This window comes from Microbacterium sp. NPDC090281 (assembly GCF_044769635.1).
Classification (GTDB): Bacteria; Actinomycetota; Actinomycetes; order Actinomycetales; family Microbacteriaceae; genus Microbacterium.
In genome coordinates this window covers 2,576,995-2,596,388 of record NZ_JBIVYH010000001.1, presented here as the reverse complement: position 1 = coordinate 2,596,388, position 19,394 = coordinate 2,576,995, and the positions used below count along the sequence as shown (strand labels likewise).

The 19,394-nt window shown below is 66.3% G+C and carries 17 protein-coding genes; 9 read left to right on the top strand and 8 right to left on the bottom strand.

Annotated elements, in window-relative coordinates:
- Positions 1-5: 5 nt before the first annotated feature.
- Positions 6-1,430 (bottom strand): type I glutamate--ammonia ligase, encoded by a 1,425-nt coding sequence (gene glnA, locus ACIQTX_RS12465; protein WP_028501741.1) that lies wholly within the window; start codon positions 1,428-1,430, stop codon positions 6-8.
- A 164-nt stretch (positions 1,431-1,594) separates the two neighbouring features.
- Here glnA and ACIQTX_RS12460 point away from each other — a divergent pair, with 164 nt between their 5' ends.
- On the top strand, positions 1,595-2,005 hold the full coding sequence (locus ACIQTX_RS12460) for an RDD family protein (protein WP_402973056.1): 411 nt from the start codon (positions 1,595-1,597) through the stop codon (positions 2,003-2,005).
- A 9-nt stretch (positions 2,006-2,014) separates the two neighbouring features.
- Here the strand turns inward: ACIQTX_RS12460 and ACIQTX_RS12455 are convergent, their stop codons facing one another.
- A complete protein-coding gene (locus ACIQTX_RS12455; RefSeq protein WP_402972443.1) occupies positions 2,015-2,506 on the bottom strand; it encodes an ATP-dependent zinc protease in 492 nt (163 codons plus the stop codon).
- A gap of 18 nt (positions 2,507-2,524) precedes the next feature.
- Between ACIQTX_RS12455 and ACIQTX_RS12450 the strand changes: the two genes are divergently transcribed.
- Positions 2,525-3,712, top strand: coding sequence for a RimK family alpha-L-glutamate ligase (locus tag ACIQTX_RS12450; RefSeq protein ID WP_028501744.1), 1,188 nt, complete (start codon positions 2,525-2,527; stop codon positions 3,710-3,712).
- Between the two features lie 63 nt (positions 3,713-3,775).
- Here ACIQTX_RS12450 and ACIQTX_RS12445 read toward each other — a convergent pair whose 3' ends face one another.
- Positions 3,776-4,486 (bottom strand): DUF4191 family protein, encoded by a 711-nt coding sequence (locus ACIQTX_RS12445; RefSeq protein WP_028501745.1) that lies wholly within the window; start codon positions 4,484-4,486, stop codon positions 3,776-3,778.
- A gap of 163 nt (positions 4,487-4,649) precedes the next feature.
- On the opposite strand from ACIQTX_RS12445, the gene ACIQTX_RS12440 reads away from it, so the two are divergent.
- Entirely contained in the window at positions 4,650-6,122 is a 1,473-nt protein-coding gene (locus ACIQTX_RS12440; protein WP_402972440.1) for a hypothetical protein, read from the top strand.
- 10 nt (positions 6,123-6,132) lie between these two features.
- On the opposite strand, the gene sucB is transcribed toward ACIQTX_RS12440, so the two are convergent.
- The 3 genes from sucB to ACIQTX_RS12425 all read right to left on the bottom strand — a co-directional run bounded on the left by sucB (position 6,133) and on the right by ACIQTX_RS12425 (position 10,756).
- Positions 6,133-7,839: a 2-oxoglutarate dehydrogenase, E2 component, dihydrolipoamide succinyltransferase gene (sucB, locus tag ACIQTX_RS12435; protein WP_402972438.1), complete on the bottom strand. Its 1,707-nt coding sequence runs from the start codon at positions 7,837-7,839 to the stop codon at positions 6,133-6,135.
- A gap of 67 nt (positions 7,840-7,906) precedes the next feature.
- Complete coding sequence (gene lpdA, locus ACIQTX_RS12430; RefSeq protein ID WP_105525273.1) at positions 7,907-9,280, bottom strand: dihydrolipoyl dehydrogenase; 1,374 nt, start codon at positions 9,278-9,280, stop codon at positions 7,907-7,909.
- Between the two features lie 3 nt (positions 9,281-9,283).
- Entirely contained in the window at positions 9,284-10,756 is a 1,473-nt protein-coding gene (locus ACIQTX_RS12425; RefSeq protein ID WP_402972436.1) for a leucyl aminopeptidase, read from the bottom strand.
- A gap of 113 nt (positions 10,757-10,869) precedes the next feature.
- Between ACIQTX_RS12425 and ACIQTX_RS12420 the strand changes: the two genes are divergently transcribed.
- The 3 genes from ACIQTX_RS12420 to ACIQTX_RS12410 all read left to right on the top strand — a co-directional run bounded on the left by ACIQTX_RS12420 (position 10,870) and on the right by ACIQTX_RS12410 (position 13,928).
- Positions 10,870-11,811, top strand: coding sequence for a proteasome assembly chaperone family protein (locus ACIQTX_RS12420; RefSeq protein ID WP_028501750.1), 942 nt, complete (start codon positions 10,870-10,872; stop codon positions 11,809-11,811).
- Positions 11,812-11,979: 168 nt separating this feature from the next.
- A complete protein-coding gene (locus ACIQTX_RS12415; RefSeq protein WP_028501751.1) occupies positions 11,980-13,224 on the top strand; it encodes an RNA polymerase sigma factor in 1,245 nt (414 codons plus the stop codon).
- Complete coding sequence (locus tag ACIQTX_RS12410) at positions 13,221-13,928, top strand: coenzyme F420-0:L-glutamate ligase (RefSeq protein WP_402972433.1); 708 nt, start codon at positions 13,221-13,223, stop codon at positions 13,926-13,928. Before ACIQTX_RS12415 ends, ACIQTX_RS12410 begins: the two co-directional genes overlap by 4 nt.
- Positions 13,929-13,987: 59 nt before the next feature.
- Here the strand turns inward: ACIQTX_RS12410 and ACIQTX_RS12405 are convergent, their stop codons facing one another.
- Positions 13,988-15,004: a sugar-transfer associated ATP-grasp domain-containing protein gene (locus ACIQTX_RS12405; RefSeq protein ID WP_105525275.1), complete on the bottom strand. Its 1,017-nt coding sequence runs from the start codon at positions 15,002-15,004 to the stop codon at positions 13,988-13,990.
- A gap of 80 nt (positions 15,005-15,084) precedes the next feature.
- Between ACIQTX_RS12405 and ACIQTX_RS12400 the strand changes: the two genes are divergently transcribed.
- Both ACIQTX_RS12400 and ACIQTX_RS12395 read left to right on the top strand, forming a co-directional pair.
- Entirely contained in the window at positions 15,085-15,789 is a 705-nt protein-coding gene (locus ACIQTX_RS12400; RefSeq protein ID WP_258131183.1) for an alanine racemase, read from the top strand.
- The gene (locus tag ACIQTX_RS12395) at positions 15,786-16,826 is read left to right on the top strand and encodes an alanine racemase (protein ID WP_105525276.1); all 1,041 of its coding nucleotides are present in this window, start codon (positions 15,786-15,788) and stop codon (positions 16,824-16,826) included. The genes ACIQTX_RS12400 and ACIQTX_RS12395 overlap by 4 nt, the downstream gene beginning before the upstream one ends.
- A gap of 18 nt (positions 16,827-16,844) precedes the next feature.
- On the opposite strand, the gene ACIQTX_RS12390 is transcribed toward ACIQTX_RS12395, so the two are convergent.
- The gene (locus ACIQTX_RS12390; protein ID WP_021200689.1) at positions 16,845-17,063 is read right to left on the bottom strand and encodes a hypothetical protein; all 219 of its coding nucleotides are present in this window, start codon (positions 17,061-17,063) and stop codon (positions 16,845-16,847) included.
- A 178-nt stretch (positions 17,064-17,241) separates the two neighbouring features.
- Here ACIQTX_RS12390 and ACIQTX_RS12385 point away from each other — a divergent pair, with 178 nt between their 5' ends.
- A complete protein-coding gene (locus ACIQTX_RS12385; protein WP_402973053.1) occupies positions 17,242-19,383 on the top strand; it encodes a type IIA DNA topoisomerase subunit B in 2,142 nt (713 codons plus the stop codon).
- The last annotated feature ends 11 nt before the right edge of the window (positions 19,384-19,394 follow it).

The following is a 19,394-nucleotide window of genomic DNA, read 5'->3' as shown; positions in this document are numbered from 1 at the left end:
TGTGATCAGACCCCGAAGTACAGCTCGTACTCGAACGGGTGCGGGCGCTGGGCCATCGGCAGGATCTCGTTCTCGTACTTGTAGGAGATCCAGGTCTCGATGAGCTCCTTGGTGAACACGCCGCCCTCGAGGAGGAACTGGTGGTCGGCTGCCAGTGCGTCGAGCGAGTCGAGCAGCGAGTTCGGAACCTGAGGGATGTCCTTGGCCTCCTCGGGGGGAAGCTCGTAGAGGTCCTTGTCGACCGGCTCGTGCGGTTCGATCCGGTTCTTGATGCCGTCGAGTCCTGCCATCAGCTGTGCGGCGAAGGCGAGGTACGGGTTGCCGGAGGCGTCGGGCGCGCGGAACTCGATGCGCTTGGCCTTGGGGTTGGAGCCCGTGATCGGGATGCGGATCGCGGCGGAGCGGTTTCCGGCCGAGTAGACCAGGTTGACCGGAGCCTCGAAGCCCTTCACCAGACGGTGGTAGCTGTTCAGCGTCGGGTTCGTGAAAGCGAGCAGTGCCGGCGCGTGCGCCAGGATCCCGCCGATGTACCAGCGTGCGATGTCGCTGAGCTGGCCGTAGCCGGCCTCGTCGTAGAACAGCGGCTTGCCGTCGGCCCACAGCGACTGGTGCGTGTGCATGCCGGAACCGTTGTCGCCGTACAGGGGCTTGGGCATGAAGGTCGCGACCTTGCCCCACTCCTCGGCGGTGTTCTTGACGATGTACTTGAACTTGAGGATGTCGTCCGCCGCGTGGACCATCGTGTCGAAGCGGTAGTTGATCTCCTGCTGGCCGCCCGTGCCCACCTCGTGGTGCGAGCGCTCGAGGATGAAGCCCGCGTCGATCAGGTTGAGGGTGATGTCGTCGCGCAGGTCAGCGGTCTTGTCGACAGGGCTGACCGGGAAGTATCCGCCCTTGTACGGGGTCTTGTTGCCGAGGTTGCCGCCCTCTTCTTCGCGGCCGGTGTTCCACGCGCCCTCTTCCGAGTCGACGCTGTAGAAGCTGGAGTTCGCGGTGACCGAGTAGCGGACGTCGTCGAAGATGTAGAACTCGGCCTCGGGAGCGAAGAACGCGGTGTCGGCGATGCCCGTGGAAGTCAGGTACTTCTCGGCCTTCTTGGCGACCTGGCGCGGGTCCTTCGAGTAGATCTCGCCCGTGCGCGGGTTGTAGATGTCGAACAGCATGACGAGCGTGCTCGCCTCGCGGAACGGGTCGACGTATGCCGTGGTGACGTCGGGGATGAGCTGCATGTCGGACTCGTGGATGCTCGCGAAGCCGCGGATCGAGGAGCCGTCGAACAGCTGACCGTCGGTGAAGAAAGCCTCGTCGACCGTCGATGCAGGAATGTTGAAGTGCTGCTGTACACCCGGGAGATCGGTGAAACGGATGTCAAGGAACTTGACGTCGTTCTCCTTGATGTAGGTCAGTACCTCGGACGAATCTTTGAACATGTACGACTCCTGTAATGCGGATCGATGGCTTCACGGCCACTCTGCAGAGTACGGACGGGGGATTTCTCTACGGTATCCGCTTTGTTTCGGGTGTGTTACAGGAGCCGGGCGACGGAGCGTCATCTCGCGCTCGGTAGGCTGGGGGAGTGACGGATGCTGTGAACATGTACCCCGGTGAGAGACTCGGACTCCCCGAATCCGGATCCAGGAGCATCGCTCGTCCCGGTCGTCGCATCGGCGCCCTCGTGATCGACTACGTCGCGGCGACGATCATCGCCACCGGTTTCCTCGGATACGACCAGTTCGCCCTTCCCACAGAGGCCGGGCTCACCCAGTTCGCACCGATGCTGGTGTTCGCCGTGCTGCAGATCCTCTTCATTCCGACCGCTGGTGGCAGCCCGGGACACCGCATCCTCGGAATGCGTCTGGTGCGTCTCGACGGCAGCTGGATCGGGCTGTGGCGTCCTATCGTCCGCACGCTGCTTCTCGTCGTCGTCGTGCCCGCGGTCATCTGGGACACCGATCAGCGAGGCCTCCACGACAAGGTGGTCGGCACGGTGCTGATCCGCACCTGAGGCTCGTGCTCAGTCCCGGCCGCGGTTGCGCCGACGGGCTTCGCGTGGAGCTCGTCCGCCGAGGAAGGAGCGCGCAGGGTCGACGACGTAGCCACGACGCAGTGCCTCGCGGCCGATGAGCATCCGGAAGCCCATCTCGTCGCGGTTGTTCAGGGTGACCTCTGCGAGCACCTCGCGGTCGACGAGACGGATCAGCAGCTCCACCACGAGTCGCTCCTGGGCATGTCCTGAGGAACTACGTACCGCGCGCCGATCGTGGATCGGGCACTCGACGACCACGGCATCCTCCTGGCTGTCCTGCCAGGGCTTGACCTTGAATCGGACCCAGGGCTGATCGTCCTGCACGAACTCCACGATGTCGAACGCGTGCAGCGATGAGGTGCGCGCACCGGTGTCGATCTTCGCCTTTATCCAGTCGACTCCGAGATCGGGCAGGCTCACCCATTCTCGCCACCCCGTAAGGGTGTTTGAATGGGGGGTAGTCCTACTCACCTGATACATCCTGGCAGGAAATCCCCCGTGAAGATCGCAGTGCTCTCCCGCGCGCCGCAGGCGTACTCCACTCAGCGACTGCGTGCGGCCGCGCTTCAGCGCGGTCACAACGTCAAGGTGCTCAACACCCTGCGCTTCGCGATCGATCTGACCGCAGATGAACCCGACCTCCACTATCGGGGGCGTCAGCTCAGCGACTACGACGCGATCCTCCCGCGCATCGGCAACTCGATCACGTACTTCGGTACGGCGGTGGTGCGTCAGTTCGAGCAGATGGACGTCTACACGCCCAACACCGCGAATGGAATCTCCAGCGCTCGCGACAAGCTGCGCGCGAACCAGATCCTCTCCCGTCACAACATCGCGATGCCGCCGACCGCGTTCGTGCGCAACCGCGCCGACGTCCGTCCCGCGATCGAGCGCGTCGGCGGAGCGCCTGTCGTCATCAAGCTGCTGGAAGGTACTCAGGGGATCGGCGTCATCCTCGCGCCGCAGGTGAAGGTGGCCGAGGCGATCATCGAGACGTTGCACTCCACCAAGCAGAACGTGCTCATCCAGAAGTTCATCTCTGAGAGCCGTGGACGTGACATCCGCGCCCTGGTCGTCGGTGACCGCGTCGTCGCCGCCATGCGACGTTCCGCGGCCGGAGACGAGTTCCGATCGAACGTGCACCGGGGTGGATCGGTCGAGGCTGTAGAGCTTGACCCTGTGTACGAGCGTGCAGCCGTGCGCTCCGCCCAGATCATGGGACTGCGGGTGGCCGGCGTCGACATGCTCGAGGGTGACGAGGGGCCTCTGGTGATGGAAGTGAACTCCTCGCCGGGACTGCAGGGCATCGAGACTGCGACGAAGCTCGACGTCGCCGGCGCCATCATCGACTACATCGCAGGTCAGGTGGCGTTCCCGGAGATCGATGTCAGGCAGCGTCTGACGGTCTCGACGGGTTACGGCGTCGCAGAGCTGATGGTGCACGGAGCCGTCGACCTGGTCGGTAAGACGTTGGGTGAGGCGGGGCTCTGGGAGCGTGACATCACGGTGCTCACGCTGCACCGCGGCGTCAGCGTGATCCCGAACCCCCGCAAGCACGTCGTCCTCGAGGCCGACGATCGGTTGTTCTGCTTCGGCAAGCTCGACGAGATGCGCTCGATGGTCCCCGAACGTCGTCGGCGTCGCGCGAAGGTCCGCCGGCTGCCGCGCCAGCCCCTCTCAGAGTGAAAGAGAACGCGGCCGCTCTCGAAAGAGGACGGCCGCGTTCTTCGTTTCAGCGGAGACGGGAGCTCAACGAGGACGCTGAGAGCGCACCTTCGTCGGGTCGATGCCCTTCGGGATCGGCAATGACGACAGCGACTGCGACACCGAGTCCACGCGGCGGATGACAGCGGCCATCGTGGCCTTGTCGATCGCCTTCGGAAGCTTCTTGATCGTCTTCGAGAGATCGGCGATCGCGACCTCGTCGTCACCGTGTCCGACATAGAGGACGGTGACCGGGACGCCATGTGCGACGCGCTGAGCCTTGCTGCGCTCTTCGTTGACAAGACGGGTCAGCCGCCCGCGGGCACCTTCGCCCACGACGACGATGCCGCCGCGGCCGATGGTGCGGTACACGGCCTCCTGCGTCTTCGGGTTGATGCCGACGGGCGTCTCGGATGCCTGCCAGCTGCGGCCGAGGCTGGTGCTGAGCACGTGCCCGGTTGCGCCGGGCATGCCGTCGATCTTCGAGTACATGGCGGACGTCGACAACCGCGTCATGAGGAACAGAGCGCCGAGGACACCCAGCATCAGGCCGGTGATGCCCCAGAGGACGAGCGTCCACACCTGGAAGGGGGGAATCAGGTACCCGGCGACGAGGCCGAGAAGCACGCCACCGACGAGGATCGCGGCCTGTGCCCAAGGGAGCCAGGCGTACGCCTCACGAGTGAACCGGAAGAGGGACTTGATCTGGGAGAAGAACCCAGGACGCTTTTCGGGTTCAGGAGCACGCTTTGCCATGGGCACCAGCCTACCGAGTCTGCGGGCTCGGTGATGTCGGCGTTCGCGCGAAGCGGAGCGACAGGGACCGCACTTGTTCTGCACATCTGGGGTGTCGGCGACAATCCATCCCTATGGCGCCAGAATCAGCGGCAGCGCGTTCCCGCTGCGCTGTGATGGAGGAATGGCAGACATCGAGATCGCGGAGAGCCGGGGGACGTCACTCATACCGGGTGCGCATCGGGTGATCAGGGCTATCGACGCGACCGAGGGTCCGTTCGCGGGGACGCTGGTAACCCAGGGGGAAGGGGTGGTGGTGAGGGTCGATGCGGCCGCCCTCAGCGAATGGGTGGGGTGGCGGTTTTCGGGCGCGGAGCACGTCGCTGCACCGCTCGACGTCAGTCGGCGCCAGGGAGGACACGATGCGCTGCTTCCGTGGTGCACGGACCGGGTGCTGGGGTTCCTCGGTCGTCGGACAGCGGCAGGAGGGGGCTTGGCGTCCGGGGAGTGCAGCACGGTCGTGGTCAGTCTTCTGCGTGGTCTCGATGAGCTGGGGGAGGGCGCAGAAGGTGTGCGCACCGGAGTGTGGTGGCTCACCGATGGTGGCCGCCCCGTGTTCGTCCTCGGGCACGGGGCCGATGCCAGGACGGGGGTCGTGGAGATCATCCAGCAGTTGAGCGAGCTCAGCACCGACAAAGTGCTGCGACGTGCGCTGGGAGTGATCGAGGAGGGGCTGGGCAAGACCCTCGCGCAGCCGCGTCTTCCGCGCAAGCTCACCGAGGTCTGGGAGCAGGAGTTGCTGAGCGTCGCCGCCCCGCAGCCGCTGCAGCGCGGAGCCCCCGCCCCTGAGCGCGCGAGGGACGTTGCGCGGACGATGACTTCGCGTGAACTCGTCGTGCCCCCGCGCGAGCTTCGCCTGCGAGCGGATCGATCCCGCAGGGGGGAGGCACGGAGGATCGTCGACAGGGTCGGGGGCGTTCGCAGCGCCGCACGCACTTTGGTCGGTGTGATTCAACTGCGGCTCGAGTCCGTGCGGCGCATCCGTTCCGCGCGAAGCACGCCGATGGCTAAGGCGACAGTGGGCAACGAGCCGCGGGGACACCTCCGACGACGTTCGTTGCTCGTCGCGGGAGCCGCCGCAGCACTGGTGCTCGCCGGCGGGTTGCTCTGGCCGAATGGCGACGCGCCAGGCAAGGCTTTGGATGAGGCTGGGGGAGCCTCATCCGAGGGGCCGGCGCCGACTCCCGATGAGACGCAAGCTCCGGGAACACCGGCGGCTAGCGAGGCCCCCGATGAAGACGACGGTAGTGGGCTCCCGTCGGCGGCAGACGAAGACCCGGCGGCGGCCGCGCCCGCGCTTCTGAAGACGATCGCGGATTGTCGAGCTCAGGGGGACAGCTCGTGCGCTGACGCGGTGGCGGGGGATTCAGAGGGTGTGGTGGAAGCTCTTCGCGGGGTGGAGCCGGCACCATCGTCAGCGGAACTGGTCGATGCCTACGGTGATGTGGCGGTGATCCGACTCGGCACGGATGCCGGCAGTGGCGATGCGGTGGAGGAGAGCAGACGAGCTTCCGCGCAGATGATCGTCGTACTCATCCGGACCGAAGAGAAATGGCTGGTCCGCGACGTCTATGACGTCGCGGACCAGCCAGGATGACTTCTTGCGATCAGGCGCCGAGCTGAGCGGCGAACTGAGCCGCCTCGAGTCGAGACTTGATGGCACCGAGGAACCGGGCCGCGTCGGCGCCGTCGATGATCCGGTGGTCGTAGGAGAGGGCGAGGTACACGTACGAACGGATGGCGATCGCATCTGCACCCCCGACCTTCACAAGGCCCGGACGCTTGACGACCGTGCCGGTGCCGAGAATCGCGGACTGCGGAAGGAAGACGACCGGAGTGTCGAACAGCGCGCCACGTGAACCCGTGTTGGTCAGCGTGAAAGTACCACCGGCGAGCTCGTCGGGCTTCAGCTTGTTGTCGCGGGTGCGTGCGGCGAGATCGGCGATCTCGTGTGCAATCTGAGCGATGCTCTTGGAAGCAGCGTCACGCAGAACCGGAGTGAGCAGGCCGCGCTCCGTGTCGACAGCGATCGAGACGTTCTCGCTGGCCGGGTAGACGATGTTCTCACCGTCGACGGTGGCGTTGACGATGGGGAACGCCTGCAGGGCCTCAGCGGTGGCGAGCGCGAAGAACGGCAGGAACGACAGCTTGTCGCCCGTCTTCTCCAGGAACGATGCCTTCACGCTGTCGCGGTAGTCAGCGACAGCCGTGACATCGACCTCGACGACCGTGGTGAGCTGAGCAGTCTGCTGCATCGACTCGACGGCACGCTTGGCGAGAACCTTGCGCAGACGCGACATCGGCTGCGTGGTCCCGCGAAGAGGCGAGACCTCGAGCGGAGCAGGTGCGGCAGCGGTAGCAGCGGGTGCTGCCGACGCGGTCTCTGCTGCCTTGAGAACGTCTTCCTTGCGGATGCGACCTCCAACTCCGGTTCCGGTGACAGAAGCCAGGTCGACGCCCTGCTGCGCAGCCAGACGTCGCACCAGCGGCGTCACATACAGGTTGTCGCTGTCGGTCGGCAGCGTGAGCTTCGATGCGGCCGGAGCCGATGCAGCCGCAGGCGCAGGCGCAGCAGCAGGTGCGGGCGCGGCGGCAGCGGGTGCCGGGGCAGCGGCAGGTGCAGCGGCCGGAGCCGGGGCGGCGGCGGGTGCCGGGGCGGGAGCTGCGGGGGCCTCAGCAGCCGGTGCAGCTGCGGGAGCAGCACCGGAGCCGACGCGCGCGAGCACAGCACCGACGGAGACTGTCTCATCCTCGCCGGCGACGATCTCCTGCAGCACACCAGCAACCGGCGACGGGATCTCGGTGTCGACCTTGTCGGTGGAGATCTCCAGAATCGCTTCGTCGACTGCGATGCTGTCGCCGACCTGCTTCAACCAGCGGGTCACGGTGCCCTCAGTGACGCTCTCACCCAGCTCGGGAAGAACGATGTCGGTCGCATCGCCTGCGGGCGCAGCCTCGGCGGCGGGAGCCGGTGCTTCTGCTGCCGGGGCGGGGGCCGCCGGAGCTGGCTCGGCGGGTGCCTCTTCTGCTGCGGGTGCAGCGGCAGCCGGAGCATCCGTTGCCGGGGCCGGAGCGCTGCCATCGCCGATGCGCGCTAGGAGGGCGCCGACCTCGACGGTCTCGTCTTCGGATACGAGGATCTCCTCGATCACACCGGAAACGGGGGAGGGGATCTCGGTGTCGACCTTGTCGGTCGAGATCTCGAGCAGGCCCTCGTCCGCCTGCACGGTGTCTCCCACCTGCTTGAGCCAGCGGGTGACCGTACCCTCTGTGACGCTCTCGCCGAGAGCGGGGAGGACGACGGATGTGCTCATGACTGAGTCTCCTTCAGGAAGTTGTATGACGCTTGTCTAGCTTAGTGACTCGGGCACCGGTTGGTGCTCAGAGGGCGTGCAGGGGCTTGCCGGCCAGGGCGAGGAAGGCCTCGCCGAGGGCCTCGCTCTGTGTCGGGTGGGCATGGATCAGGGGGGCGATGTCCTCGGGGTGAGCCTCCCACGCGACCGCGAGCTGCCCTTCGGTGATGAGCTCGCCGACACGATCGCCGAGCAGATGCACACCGATGACGGGGCCGTCTTTGAGGCGGACGACCTTGACGAGTCCGCCCGTCCCGATGATCTCGCTCTTGCCGTTTCCGGCGAGGTTGTACTCGTAGGCGACGATCGCGTCGGCGCCGTGCTCGGCGGTCGCAGCTTCCTCGGTCACGCCGACAGAGGCGACCTCGGGGCTCGAGTACGTGACCTTGGGGATCTGCACGTCCGGGATGTTGGCCGGAGACAACCCGGCGATCCGCTCGGCGACGGCGATGCCCTGCTGGAATCCGCGGTGGGCGAGCTGGAGGCCGGGGACGATGTCGCCGACAGCCCAGACGCCGGGAACTCCGGTGCGCAGATCTTCGTCGACGGTCACGAAGCCCCGGTCGAGGGTCACACCGGCCTCTTCGAAGCCGAGGTCGGCTGTGACCGGTCCCCGCCCGACAGCGACGAGGAGATAGTCGGCCGTGAATTCCTTGCCGTCTTCGAGTGTGACGGTGACGGACGAGTCGTCCTGAACCGCGCTCTGGAAGCGGATACCGAGGGAGTACTGGATGCCGCGACGGCGGAAGGCTCGCTCCAGGCCCTTGCTGAGGGCGATGTCTTCGTTGGGCACGAGGTGTGGCAGCGCCTCGATGATCGTGACCTCGGAGCCGAATGAGCGCCAGACGCTGGCGAACTCCACGCCGATCACACCGCCACCGAGGATGAGGACACGCTCGGGAACCACGTCGAGGGCGAGTGCCTGCTCGCTCGTGAGAATCCGACCGCCGATGTCGAGGCCGGGAAGCGACCGGCTGTAGGAACCGGTCGCGAGTACGACGTCGGCACCGACGTACACGTCGTCGCCGACGGTGATGCTGTGGTCCGGGTTCAGTCGTCCGAGACCTGCGACGGTCGTGATGCCACGGGCTTTGACGAGCCCCTCGAGACCCTTGAACTTCTTGGCGACGATGCCTTCGCGGTAGGCGCGGACGCCCGCGGGGTCGATGCCTTCCAGCGTGGCGCTCACACCGACGGACGCGGCGTCACGCACGTGTTCCGCGACCTCCGCCGCGTGCAGCAGCGCCTTGGTCGGGATGCACCCGCGGTGCAGGCAGGTGCCGCCGACCTTGTCCTTCTCGATCAGCGCGACCGACTTGCCGAGCTCACTCGCGCGCAACGCTGCGGCATAGCCGCCGCTGCCGCCGCCCAGGACGACGATGTCGAAGGTGTGGGTTGTCATATGTCATGCCTCCGTGTGGGATGCTGCGGCGAAGGCGACGATCGATCGGACCATCGCCCCGGTGGGGCCCTTCTCAGTGAAGCCGTAGGGGGCTCCGGCGTGCTCGCCGGATCCCGCGATGTCGAGGTGCACCCACGGGATGCGCGGGGCGTCCTCGGCATCCGACGTGCGCCCGACGAAGCGGCGCAGGAACAGGCCGGCGTACGAGGCGCCGCCCATCCGATCGCCCATGTTCGCGTTCTGCAGATCGGCGATGGGGGACTCGAGCGACTCCTCCATGTACTCCGGCAGCGGCATGTGCCAGGCGGGCTCATCGACCTGCGCGGTCGCGGAGATGAACGAGGAGACCGTCTCGACGTCGCCGAAGACGCCGGTGTGCCGGTGGCCGAGTGCGGCGACGATGGCGCCAGTGAGGGTTGCCACGTCGATGATGACGTCGGGGTGTTCGCGGCTCGCGGCGACCAGGCCGTCGGCCAGGACCAGCCGACCCTCGGCATCGGTGTTGTTGACCTCGACCGTCGTGCCGTCGAGGATGCGGATGACGTCGCCGGGGCGCAGTGCCCGACCGGAGGGCATGTTGTCGGTGATGCAGAGCCATGCCGTCACGTGGACCGGGAGGCCGAGCGTGGCGATCGCGCGGATCGCGGCGAGCGAGGTCGCAGCTCCTGCCATGTCGAACTTCATGCCGACCATCGATGCGGCGGGCTTCAGCGACAGACCGCCGGTGTCGAAAGTGATGCCCTTGCCGACCAGCGCGATGTGTCGCGTGGCATCGGCGGGGGAGTAGTCCAGACGCACCAGCCGCGGCGGGCGGTCAGAGCCCTGCCCGACGCCGAGGATGCCACCGAAGCCCTTTTCTGCGAGGGCGGTCTCATCGAGGATCTCGACCGCGACGTCGAGGTCGGCGACGCTGTCGGCCGCACTCTGGGCGAGCTGTGCGGGGCTCTGCCACTCGGCGGGGACATTCACGAGGTCCTTGATGAGCGCGACCGCGTCACCGATGGTCTGCGCGTACTCGGCGTCCTCGTCGTCGAGTGCGGCGTGCAAGGTGATCGCGGTGGCGCGCGTCTTGCCCTTCTCGGTCCGGTATCCGTCGAACTTGTGTCCACCGAGCACAGCGCCCTCGGCCGCTGCCGCGGCGAAGGACTCGAGACCCTCGGCGAGGGCGACCGCGACGTGCTCGAAGCCGGTGAGCGTTCGCAGCGCCGCTCCGGTCGCGTTGCGCACCGCCGCCGCATCCGGCTTGTCACCGGCGCCGACGACCGCGAAAGGCAGCGACGTCACCTCCGGCGCATACACGCGGGTGAACGATCCCGGCGAACCGGTGAAGCCGACACCGGCCAGCGCATCGGCGAGGCCGGGATAGGCCGTCAGCGATTCCGCCGAACCGGGAAGAGCGGCGACGACGAGCACTGCGGCATCTGCAGCGCTTCCGGGGAACAGATCAGTGGTGTGCGAGAGCACGGGAAGCGTCATGTCTCCATCCTAGGATCTCCGCCGCAGCGAGGTCGCGCGCCCTCCGTGTGCGTGTTCGCTCTCAGCATGAAGCACCGGGCCCCGGTATCCGGACCTGCTCGTAGCATGGACACATGCCCTTCTCCGGTGAGATCCACGAACGCGTCGCGAACGCGCCCGCAGTGCCGCATGGCCTGCCGCTGGTGCTGCTGCTCACCGGCTTCACGGATGCGGGCAGCGCGGTGTCCGGCCTCATCGACCACCTTCGTGAGACGGCGTCGCCGGAGCCTGTCGTCGTGTTCGAGAACGACGCGCTGCTCGACTACCGCGCACGCCGCCCGGTGATCTCGTTCGATCAGGACCATCTCACCGAGTTCAAGCCGCCGAGGCTCGAGCTGTCGCTCGCGACGGATGCGCTCGGGCGCCCGTTCCTCCTTCTCGCCGGCTACGAGCCGGACTTCGCCTGGGACCTCTTCGCGAGCACCGTCCTCGCATTGGCCAGCGAGTTCGAGGTCTCCGGCCTGCACTGGGTGCACTCGATCGCGATGCCTGTTCCCCACACCCGCCCGATCGGTACCACCGTCAGCGGAAACCGCCGCGAACTCACGGTCGCGCACTCGGTCTGGCGGCCGCGCACCCAGGTGCCGGCGACCGCCGGCCATCTGCTCGAGTTCCGCTTCGTCGAGCGAGGCGACCGTGCGGTCGGCTTCGTCCTGCTGGTCCCGCACTACCTTGCCGAGACCGAGAATCCTGATGCCGTCATCGCCGCAGCCGAACGTCTGATGGCGTCGACGGGCCTGGTGCTGATGCTCGATGCCGTCCAGGAGCGTCGGGAAGACTATCTGAAGCGCGTCGACGAGCAGGTGGCGGGAAACGACGAGCTGCAGCAGATGGTGCACAACCTCGAGCGCCGTTATGACGCCTACATGGCGGGGCGCAATCCTGACGATGACTCCTACGACGAGGGTGGCTTCAGCGAGCGCGACCTTCCCAGCGCCGACGAACTGGCCGCTGAGCTGGAGCGCTATCTGGCGTCACGGCCCTCTGGCGATGAGGACAAGCCGGGCCGCGGCTGAGACCGATTCAGGAGAACTTCGACGGAATGCGTCCGCATCGCCACACGTGTGCGATACTAGGACTCTGACCCGTTGTCAATCAGTGTTTTCGAGCGCTGGACTTGACAAGGGTCTTACTAGTGTCCGAAATGTCCCGGGGCTACACAGCAGCTCCGTGAAAGGCGAAACGTGACTCCTGCCACGACGAAGAACACCCGGACGAAGAAGGCTGCCGAAGAGACGACCGCCGACGCTTCGGCCGAGGTCGAAGCTACCGAGAAGCCTGCGCCCCTGAGCGCGGCCAAGCGCGCCGCCGCGAAGCGTGCCCCCGTCAAGAAGAAGAAGTCCGAGGACGTCGTCGAAGAAGACGAGGCTCCTGTTGCTGGCGCTACCGACGACAGTGACGACGACGACGAAGACTCCAAGCCGAAGTTCACCGAGCCGCTGCCGACCGGCGCGATCGTCATCTCCTCGAACGATGACGAAGATGTCCCGGTCTACTCGACGCAGATCACCGGCGCGACGGCGGACCCGGTCAAGGACTACCTGAAGCAGATCGGAAAGGTCGCGCTGCTGAACGCGGCCGAAGAGGTCGAGCTCGCGATGCGCATCGAGGCAGGTCTCTTCGCCGAGGAGAAGCTGTCCGCGATGAGTGCAGCGGAGAAGACAGGCCAGCTCGGCCTCGACCTGCAGTGGGTCGCCCGTGACGGTCAGCGCGCCAAGAGCCACCTGCTCGGTGCGAACCTGCGACTGGTCGTCTCGCTCGCGAAGCGCTACACCGGCCGTGGAATGCAGTTCCTGGACCTGATCCAGGAGGGCAACCTCGGTCTCATCCGCGCGGTCGAGAAGTTCGACTACACCAAGGGCTTCAAGTTCTCGACGTACGCCACCTGGTGGATCCGTCAGGCCATCACCCGCGCCATGGCCGACCAGGCCCGCACGATCCGTATCCCGGTGCACATGGTCGAGGTCATCAACAAGCTCGCCCGCGTGCAGCGGCAGATGCTGCAGGACCTCGGTCGCGAACCCACTCCGGAAGAGCTCAGCCGTGAGCTCGACATGACGCCGGAGAAGGTCGTCGAGGTGCAGAAGTACGGCCGCGAGCCCATCTCGCTGCACACGCCGCTCGGCGAAGACGGAGACAGCGAGTTCGGTGACCTCATCGAGGACACCGAGGCCGTGGTTCCCGCCGACGCAGTCGGCTTCACCATGCTGCAGCGTCAGCTCGAGCAGCTGCTCGACTCGCTCTCCGAGCGTGAGGCCGGCGTGATCCGGATGCGCTTCGGACTCGGCGACGGCCAGCCCAAGACCCTCGACCAGATCGGTGACACGTTCGGCGTGACGCGTGAGCGCATTCGCCAGATCGAGTCGAAGACCATGGCGAAGCTGCGTCACCCGAGCCGCTCGCAGTCCCTGCGGGACTACCTCGAATGAGCCAGGAGAACGGCACCGCGAACGACGGCAAGGCGCTCGAGGCGAGCGTCGACGGCAAGAGCTATGCGCGTATTCCGCTGCGTACCCGAGTCGTCATGCCCGAAGACGATCTCGATGCGATCATCACCGAGTACGCGAAGGATCACGTGCAGCCGGGCGACCTGCTGTTCGTGACCGAGAAGATCGTCGCGATCACGCAGGGACGCTCGTACCGTCTCGATGAGATCAAGCCCCGCAAGCTCGCGCTGTTCCTTTCGAAGTACGTCACCCGCACGCCCTACGGCATCGGGCTCGGCATGCCGGAGACGATGGAGATGGCGCTGCGTGAATGCGGTACGCCACGCATCCTGTTCGCTTCAGCGGTCGCAGCGGTCACCAAGGCGTTCGGTCGTCGCGGTGACTTCTACCGCATCGCGGGCGACAAGGCGCGAGCGATCGACGGTCCCACCAAGCACACCATCCCGCCTTACAACGAGGCGGTCGTGCTCGGACCGAAGGATCCCGACGGTGTCGCCGCACGCGTGAAGGCCCTTATCGGCGGTCAGGCTGAGGTCGCCGTGGTCGACATCAACGACCTCGGCGGCAACATCCTCGGATCGACGCTCGACAAGGACGGCGAACGTCGCCTGATCAAGATCCTCGGCGACAACCCGCTCGGTCAGGGCCTGGAGTCCACGCCGCTCGGCATCGTGCGCGAGATCTGACCCGCGAGAACTCATGAAGAAGGCCCCGGATGCTGCGCATCCGGGGCCTTCTCGTTGTCTCAGAAGCCGATGGCCTCGCGGTAGCGCGGCTTGTGGCCGGTGCGGATACCGGTGACGCTGGGCTTGTTCTCATACACGCCGGCGCCCCAGTTGCCTTCGACCAGTACCGGTCCGTCCGGAGAGACGACGATGTCCCAGCCGACGTACTGCACCTGCGGCACGACGCGAGCGACCTTGTCGATGAATGCGCGCACCTCGTCCATGTACGGCAGCTGGAAGTCGGCGATGCGGAAGCCGGAATCGGGATGCGTCTCATGTACGTGTCCGTGCGAGTCGTAGCCGGCGCCCACGGCGTGTCCGTTCTCGTCGAGCATCGTGTAGAAGCCGCCGAACGTCATCTGATCGCTCACTGCGCCGCGGCCGAACTTCTGCGCCATGGCGAGGATGTGGGCTTTCTCGCCGTCGAAGAATGCGGTGATGCGAGTGGTGTTCACGGTGCCGGGGCACACGGCCGCAAGCGCATCGTGCTGGCGGATCACCTCTTCGATGAGCAGTTCGCCTCGAGTCAGGAGCCCGCGGTGGAACTCGTCCCAGTCGGTGATGTCGGCGGCGTGGTAGCGGTGCACGCCGGTGCCGGCCTGTCCCACCGGCTCCTTCGTGACGATCGTGCCCAGGCGCTGCGTGAGCTCGCGCACAGCATCCGCGTTGCCCGCTTCGACGACCATCCACTCGCGATGCAGGTACTCGGAGAACTGCTTGTCGAACTCGACCTTGTCCTGGAAGATCCAGCGGTAGTCCGGGTGGTCGTACCGCTGCGAGAGCTGGTTCGAGACCGGATGCGTCATGTAGGTCTCACGCTCGGACCTGGTCAGGATGGCGAAGTCGTAGTCGATGTAGTCCTGGAATCCGACGTTGTGACGCGCGGCGGACCAGAGCATGTCGACGACGATGGCCGGGACAGCCTTGTGGTGCTGCTCAGATGCCTCTTTGGCACGTTCCACCACCGATCCGACATCGATACGGCGGGCACGTCCCAGCAGATAGCGGATGCGGGGCGCGAGGGAAAGACGAGACATGAGGCTCCAGGGTCGGGGTCTCCACCAGTCTACGGGGGCCACGGCGGCTGACCTGGGAGGCGGAAGCTAGGGTGGAACACGTGTGTGAGACGACTTCCAGCTCCCTGCCGCGCGCGATGATCTCGCGCTCCGCCCTGGCTGCGGGAGCCACGGCGGCCGTGCTCGGGGGTGGTCGAATCGCCGATCTCCGCCGCGACGCGTGGGGTCACGGTGTTCTCGCCGTCGCTCAGGTGGTTGCCGCTGCCGGTGCTGACCGGGTGCTCGTCGACGCGCAAGGAGAGGTCGAAGCGCTAAAGCTTGAAGGAATCCACGGTGTCACCACCGGTGTGCCCGATATCGATCCGATGCTCCTCTACGGCCTCCCTGATGACGCCGGCACGCTCATCACGCGACCGGTGATGCGCCTGACCGGCAGTGTCCTCTCGACGAAGCGCCTGCGGCCGGGCGATGCGGTCTCCTACGGATACACCTATCGTGCCGCGGAGGCGACCACGGTGGCCCTCGTGACCGGGGGATATGCGCAGGGGATCGTGCGGGCACTCGGCAATCGCGCCGATGTGGAAGTCGGCGGCATCGCCAGGCCCATCGTCGGGCGGGTTGCCATGGACGTCTGCGTGGTGGACCTCCAGGGTGAGGATGCAGAGGTCGGGGCGGCGGTCACGTACTTCGGCGGCGAAGGTCCCTTGGCGGCAGGTATCACGCGCTGGGCCGCGGTGACCGGGATGGACTCCGCGGAGCTCGTCGCCGTCGCCGGAGCACACGCCGTACGGGGGTGGGAAGCATGACGCGCCCCGAGCTCCGCCTGAGCTCCGGCGCCCTCCGCGCGAACGTCGAGGCCGTGCGCGCACGTATCGCCCCGTCCGCCCTGATGCTCGTCCTCAAGGACGACGCATACGGACACGGACTCTCCTGGGCGGTCGAGACCGCGGTCGACTCGGGTGTCGAGTGGTTCGGCAGCTACGACATCCGCAGCGCGATAGCGGTTCGGAGAGTAGCCGGAGGCGATGTCAGGATCTTCGCCTGGGTCACGTCGACCGATGGGGAGATCGATGACGCTCTGCTGCAGAGGATCGATCTCGGCGTCGGCACGATCGAGTACCTGAGACGGATCATCGCGCGCGCAGAAGCTCTCGGCACGAGCGCCAGAGTGCACTTGAAGATCGATACGGGGCTGCACCGCAACGGCATCCTTCCCGAGGACTGGGTGTCAGCCGTGATCGAAGCGCGGCAGGCCGAGCGGGCAGGTCATCTCGACATCGAGGGCGTGTGGAGCCACATCGCCGAGGCGAGCGATGCGGACGACGATGTCGCTCAGACGGTCTTCCTCGATGCTGTCCGCGTCGTGGGGGAGTCCGGTACGACGCCTGCTGCGCTGCATCTGACTGCATCCGCTGCGTCGTGGTGGCGACCAGAGCTTCGCGGCACCATGTCTCGTATCGGCGCGTTCTGCTACGGCGTCCGTTCAGCCGACGGGCCTGAGCTCGAGGGCATCCGCCCGGCGGCGAGCCTCATCGCCACCGTCACAGACATCGCCGACAACGAGGCGACGATCGGTATCGGGAGTTTCGACGGACTCCCGTCGTCTTTGTCCGGCGCCGGCGTCGGTACGCCGGGCGGCAAGCGAGAACTCACGTCTATCGGTCACACGACCTCGGTCGTCCGCAGTTGGCCGGGCGCCCGTATCGGCGACGAAGTCGTCGTCTTCGGTGATGGAGCTCACGGCGAGGAATCGGCGACGACCCTCGCAGAGCGGATCGACACCGTTGGCGAGGAGATCCTCACCAGGCTCACATCACGCGTGCGTAGGGTCGTCGCCGACTGACCTCGGTCAGTCGACGGATCAGACCGTCTCGACGAGACGGGCGGTCTCGTCGTGCCAGCTGGTGGCGATGCTGCGAAGCTTCTCTTCGTACTTGCGACCATGGTGGGCGCAGAACAGAAGCTCGGATCCGTTGACCTCAGCGGCGATGTACGCCTGAGCGCCGCATGAATCACAACGATCCATGGCGGTCAGGCGGAACTCGACGGTGGAGGTGTCACGTTCGGTCGTTGCGTTCATCTCGGTGCCTCCTCGGGTGTCGGCTTCGCTGGGGGATTTGGTCAATACAACCACGCTCCACCTGTACGCATGCCCGGTTTGCGGCGTGTTTCGCTCAGCGCGTACGGGCCCGCGGCCAAGTGGCCTCTCGCGGGGAGTGTCTGCGGAGCCGGAGGAGCTCGCGAGATTAGACTCGGAGATTGTGAATGCCGAGTACTCCGCCCATCATCTTCAGGTGCTTGAAGGCCTTGAGGCCGTCCGCAAGCGCCCGGGAATGTACATCGGGTCGAACGGGTCGCCCGGACTCATGCACTGCCTCTGGGAGATCATCGACAACTCCGTCGACGAGGCGGTCGCCGGGAACGGCACGAAGATCGACATCATCCTGCATGCGGACGGCAGCGTCGAGGTGCACGACCTCGGTCGCGGTATCCCCGTCGACGTCGAGCCGCGCACCGGTCTCACCGGCGTCGAGGTGGTCTACACGAAGCTGCACGCCGGCGGGAAGTTCGGTGGCGGCTCCTACGCGGCATCCGGTGGACTGCACGGTGTCGGCGCCTCGGTCGTGAACGCGCTCTCCGAGCGCCTCGACGTGGAGGTCGACCGCAACGGCAAGACCTACGCGATGTCGTTCCACCGCGGCGAGCCCGGCATCTTCGAAGACTCCGGCGAGAAGCGCCCGGATGCACCTTTCACACCGTTCCAGGAGAACAGCGAACTGCGGGTCATCGGCAAGGCGCCTCGTGGTGTCACCGGCACCCGAGTGCGCTACTGGGCGGACAAGCAGATCTTCACGAAGGATGCGGCCTTCCAGCTCGCCGATCTCGAGACGCGCGCCAGGCAGACGGCATTCCTCGTTCCGGGGCTCGAGATCGTCGTCGCAGACGAGCGCACCAACCGCCCGGTCGCGCCGGACGCCGATGTCGCCGTGGACTCCGATTCAGAGGTTCTGCAGGCTGAAGGGTCGGTGACCTCCTATCTCTATGAGGGCGGCATCTCGGAGTTCGTCGACTATCTCGCCGTCGACCCTCCGGTCACCGACAACTGGCGCATCCAGGGCGAGGGGACGTTCAAGGAGACGGTTCCGGTCCTTCAGGCCGACGGACACATGATCGCCACCGAGGTGGAGCGTGTGTGTGCCGTGGACATCGCGCTGCGCTGGGGCACCGGGTACGACACCAAGGTCCGCTCGTTCGTCAACATCATCGCGACGCCCAAGGGCGGCACCCATCAGCAGGGCTTCGAGCAGGAGCTCCTCAAGGTGCTCCGCTCACAGGTCGAGCAGAATGCCCGCCGACTGAAGGTCGGCAACGACAAGCTCGAGAAAGACGACGTCCTCGCCGGACTCACCGCCGTGCTCACGGTCAACGTGCCCGAACCGCAGTTCGAGGGGCAGACCAAAGAGGTTCTCGGTACGCCTGCCGTTCGGCAGATCGTCGCACAGGTGATCCGGAAGGACCTGGCCCAGCGGTTCAGTTCGACCAAACGCGACGACAAGAATCAGGCATCGCAGCTGCTGGACAAGATCGTCTCCGAGATGAAGGCCCGTGTCTCCGCGCGCGCCCACAAGGAGACACAGCGCCGCAAGAACGCACTGGAGTCCTCGACGCTTCCGACGAAGCTCGTCGACTGCCGTACGAACGAGGTCGAGCGCAGCGAGCTCTTCATCGTCGAGGGTGACTCGGCACTCGGCACCGCCAAGAACGCGCGCAACAGCGAGTTCCAGGCGCTGCTGCCGATCCGCGGGAAGATCCTCAACGTGCAGAAGGCCTCCGTCAGCGACATGCTGTCGAACACCGAGTGCGCGTCGATCATCCAGGTGATCGGCGCCGGCTCCGGACGGACATTCGACATCGACGCTGCCCGCTACGGCAAGATCATCCTCATGAGCGACGCCGACGTCGACGGCGCGCACATCCGCACGCTGCTGCTCACCCTGTTCTTCCGGTACATGCGTCCCCTGATCGAGCACGGCCGCGTGTTCGCGGCCGTCCCGCCGCTGCACCGGGTCATCGTGATGAACCCGGGTTCGAAGCCGAACGAGACGATCTACACCTACAGCGAGCAGGAGATGCACACGCTGCTGGCGAAGCTTCGCAAGGCCGGCAAGCGCTGGCACGAGCCGATCCAGCGCTACAAGGGTCTCGGCGAGATGGATGCCGAGCAGCTGGCGAACACGACCATGGATCGTTCCGGGCGTCTGCTGCGTCGGGTGCGCATGGAAGATGCAGAGGCCGCGGGCCGCGTGTTCGAGCTGCTCATGGGCAACGAGGTCGCTCCTCGTCGCGAGTTCATCATCGACTCTTCCGACCGGCTGTCGCGCGAGTCGATCGACGCCTGAGCCGAACCGGA

Bases quoted from the DNA above. Each gene is read 5' to 3' on its own strand.
- glnA (WP_028501741.1), bottom strand. From the start codon at position 1,430: ATGTTCAAAGATTCGTCCGAGGTACTGACCTACATCAAGGAGAACGAC.
- ACIQTX_RS12460 (WP_402973056.1), top strand. From the start codon at position 1,595: ATGTACCCCGGTGAGAGACTCGGACTCCCCGAATCCGGATCCAGGAGC.
- ACIQTX_RS12455 (WP_402972443.1), bottom strand. From the start codon at position 2,506: ATGTATCAGGTGAGTAGGACTACCCCCCATTCAAACACCCTTACGGGG.
- ACIQTX_RS12445 (WP_028501745.1), bottom strand. From the start codon at position 4,486: ATGGCAAAGCGTGCTCCTGAACCCGAAAAGCGTCCTGGGTTCTTCTCC.
- ACIQTX_RS12440 (WP_402972440.1), top strand. From the start codon at position 4,650: ATGGCAGACATCGAGATCGCGGAGAGCCGGGGGACGTCACTCATACCG.
- sucB (WP_402972438.1), bottom strand. From the start codon at position 7,839: ATGAGCACATCCGTCGTCCTCCCCGCTCTCGGCGAGAGCGTCACAGAG.
- lpdA (WP_105525273.1), bottom strand. From the start codon at position 9,280: ATGACAACCCACACCTTCGACATCGTCGTCCTGGGCGGCGGCAGCGGC.
- ACIQTX_RS12425 (WP_402972436.1), bottom strand. From the start codon at position 10,756: ATGACGCTTCCCGTGCTCTCGCACACCACTGATCTGTTCCCCGGAAGC.
- ACIQTX_RS12420 (WP_028501750.1), top strand. From the start codon at position 10,870: ATGCCCTTCTCCGGTGAGATCCACGAACGCGTCGCGAACGCGCCCGCA.
- ACIQTX_RS12410 (WP_402972433.1), top strand. From the start codon at position 13,221: ATGAGCCAGGAGAACGGCACCGCGAACGACGGCAAGGCGCTCGAGGCG.
- ACIQTX_RS12405 (WP_105525275.1), bottom strand. From the start codon at position 15,004: ATGTCTCGTCTTTCCCTCGCGCCCCGCATCCGCTATCTGCTGGGACGT.
- ACIQTX_RS12395 (WP_105525276.1), top strand. From the start codon at position 15,786: ATGACGCGCCCCGAGCTCCGCCTGAGCTCCGGCGCCCTCCGCGCGAAC.
- ACIQTX_RS12390 (WP_021200689.1), bottom strand. From the start codon at position 17,063: ATGAACGCAACGACCGAACGTGACACCTCCACCGTCGAGTTCCGCCTG.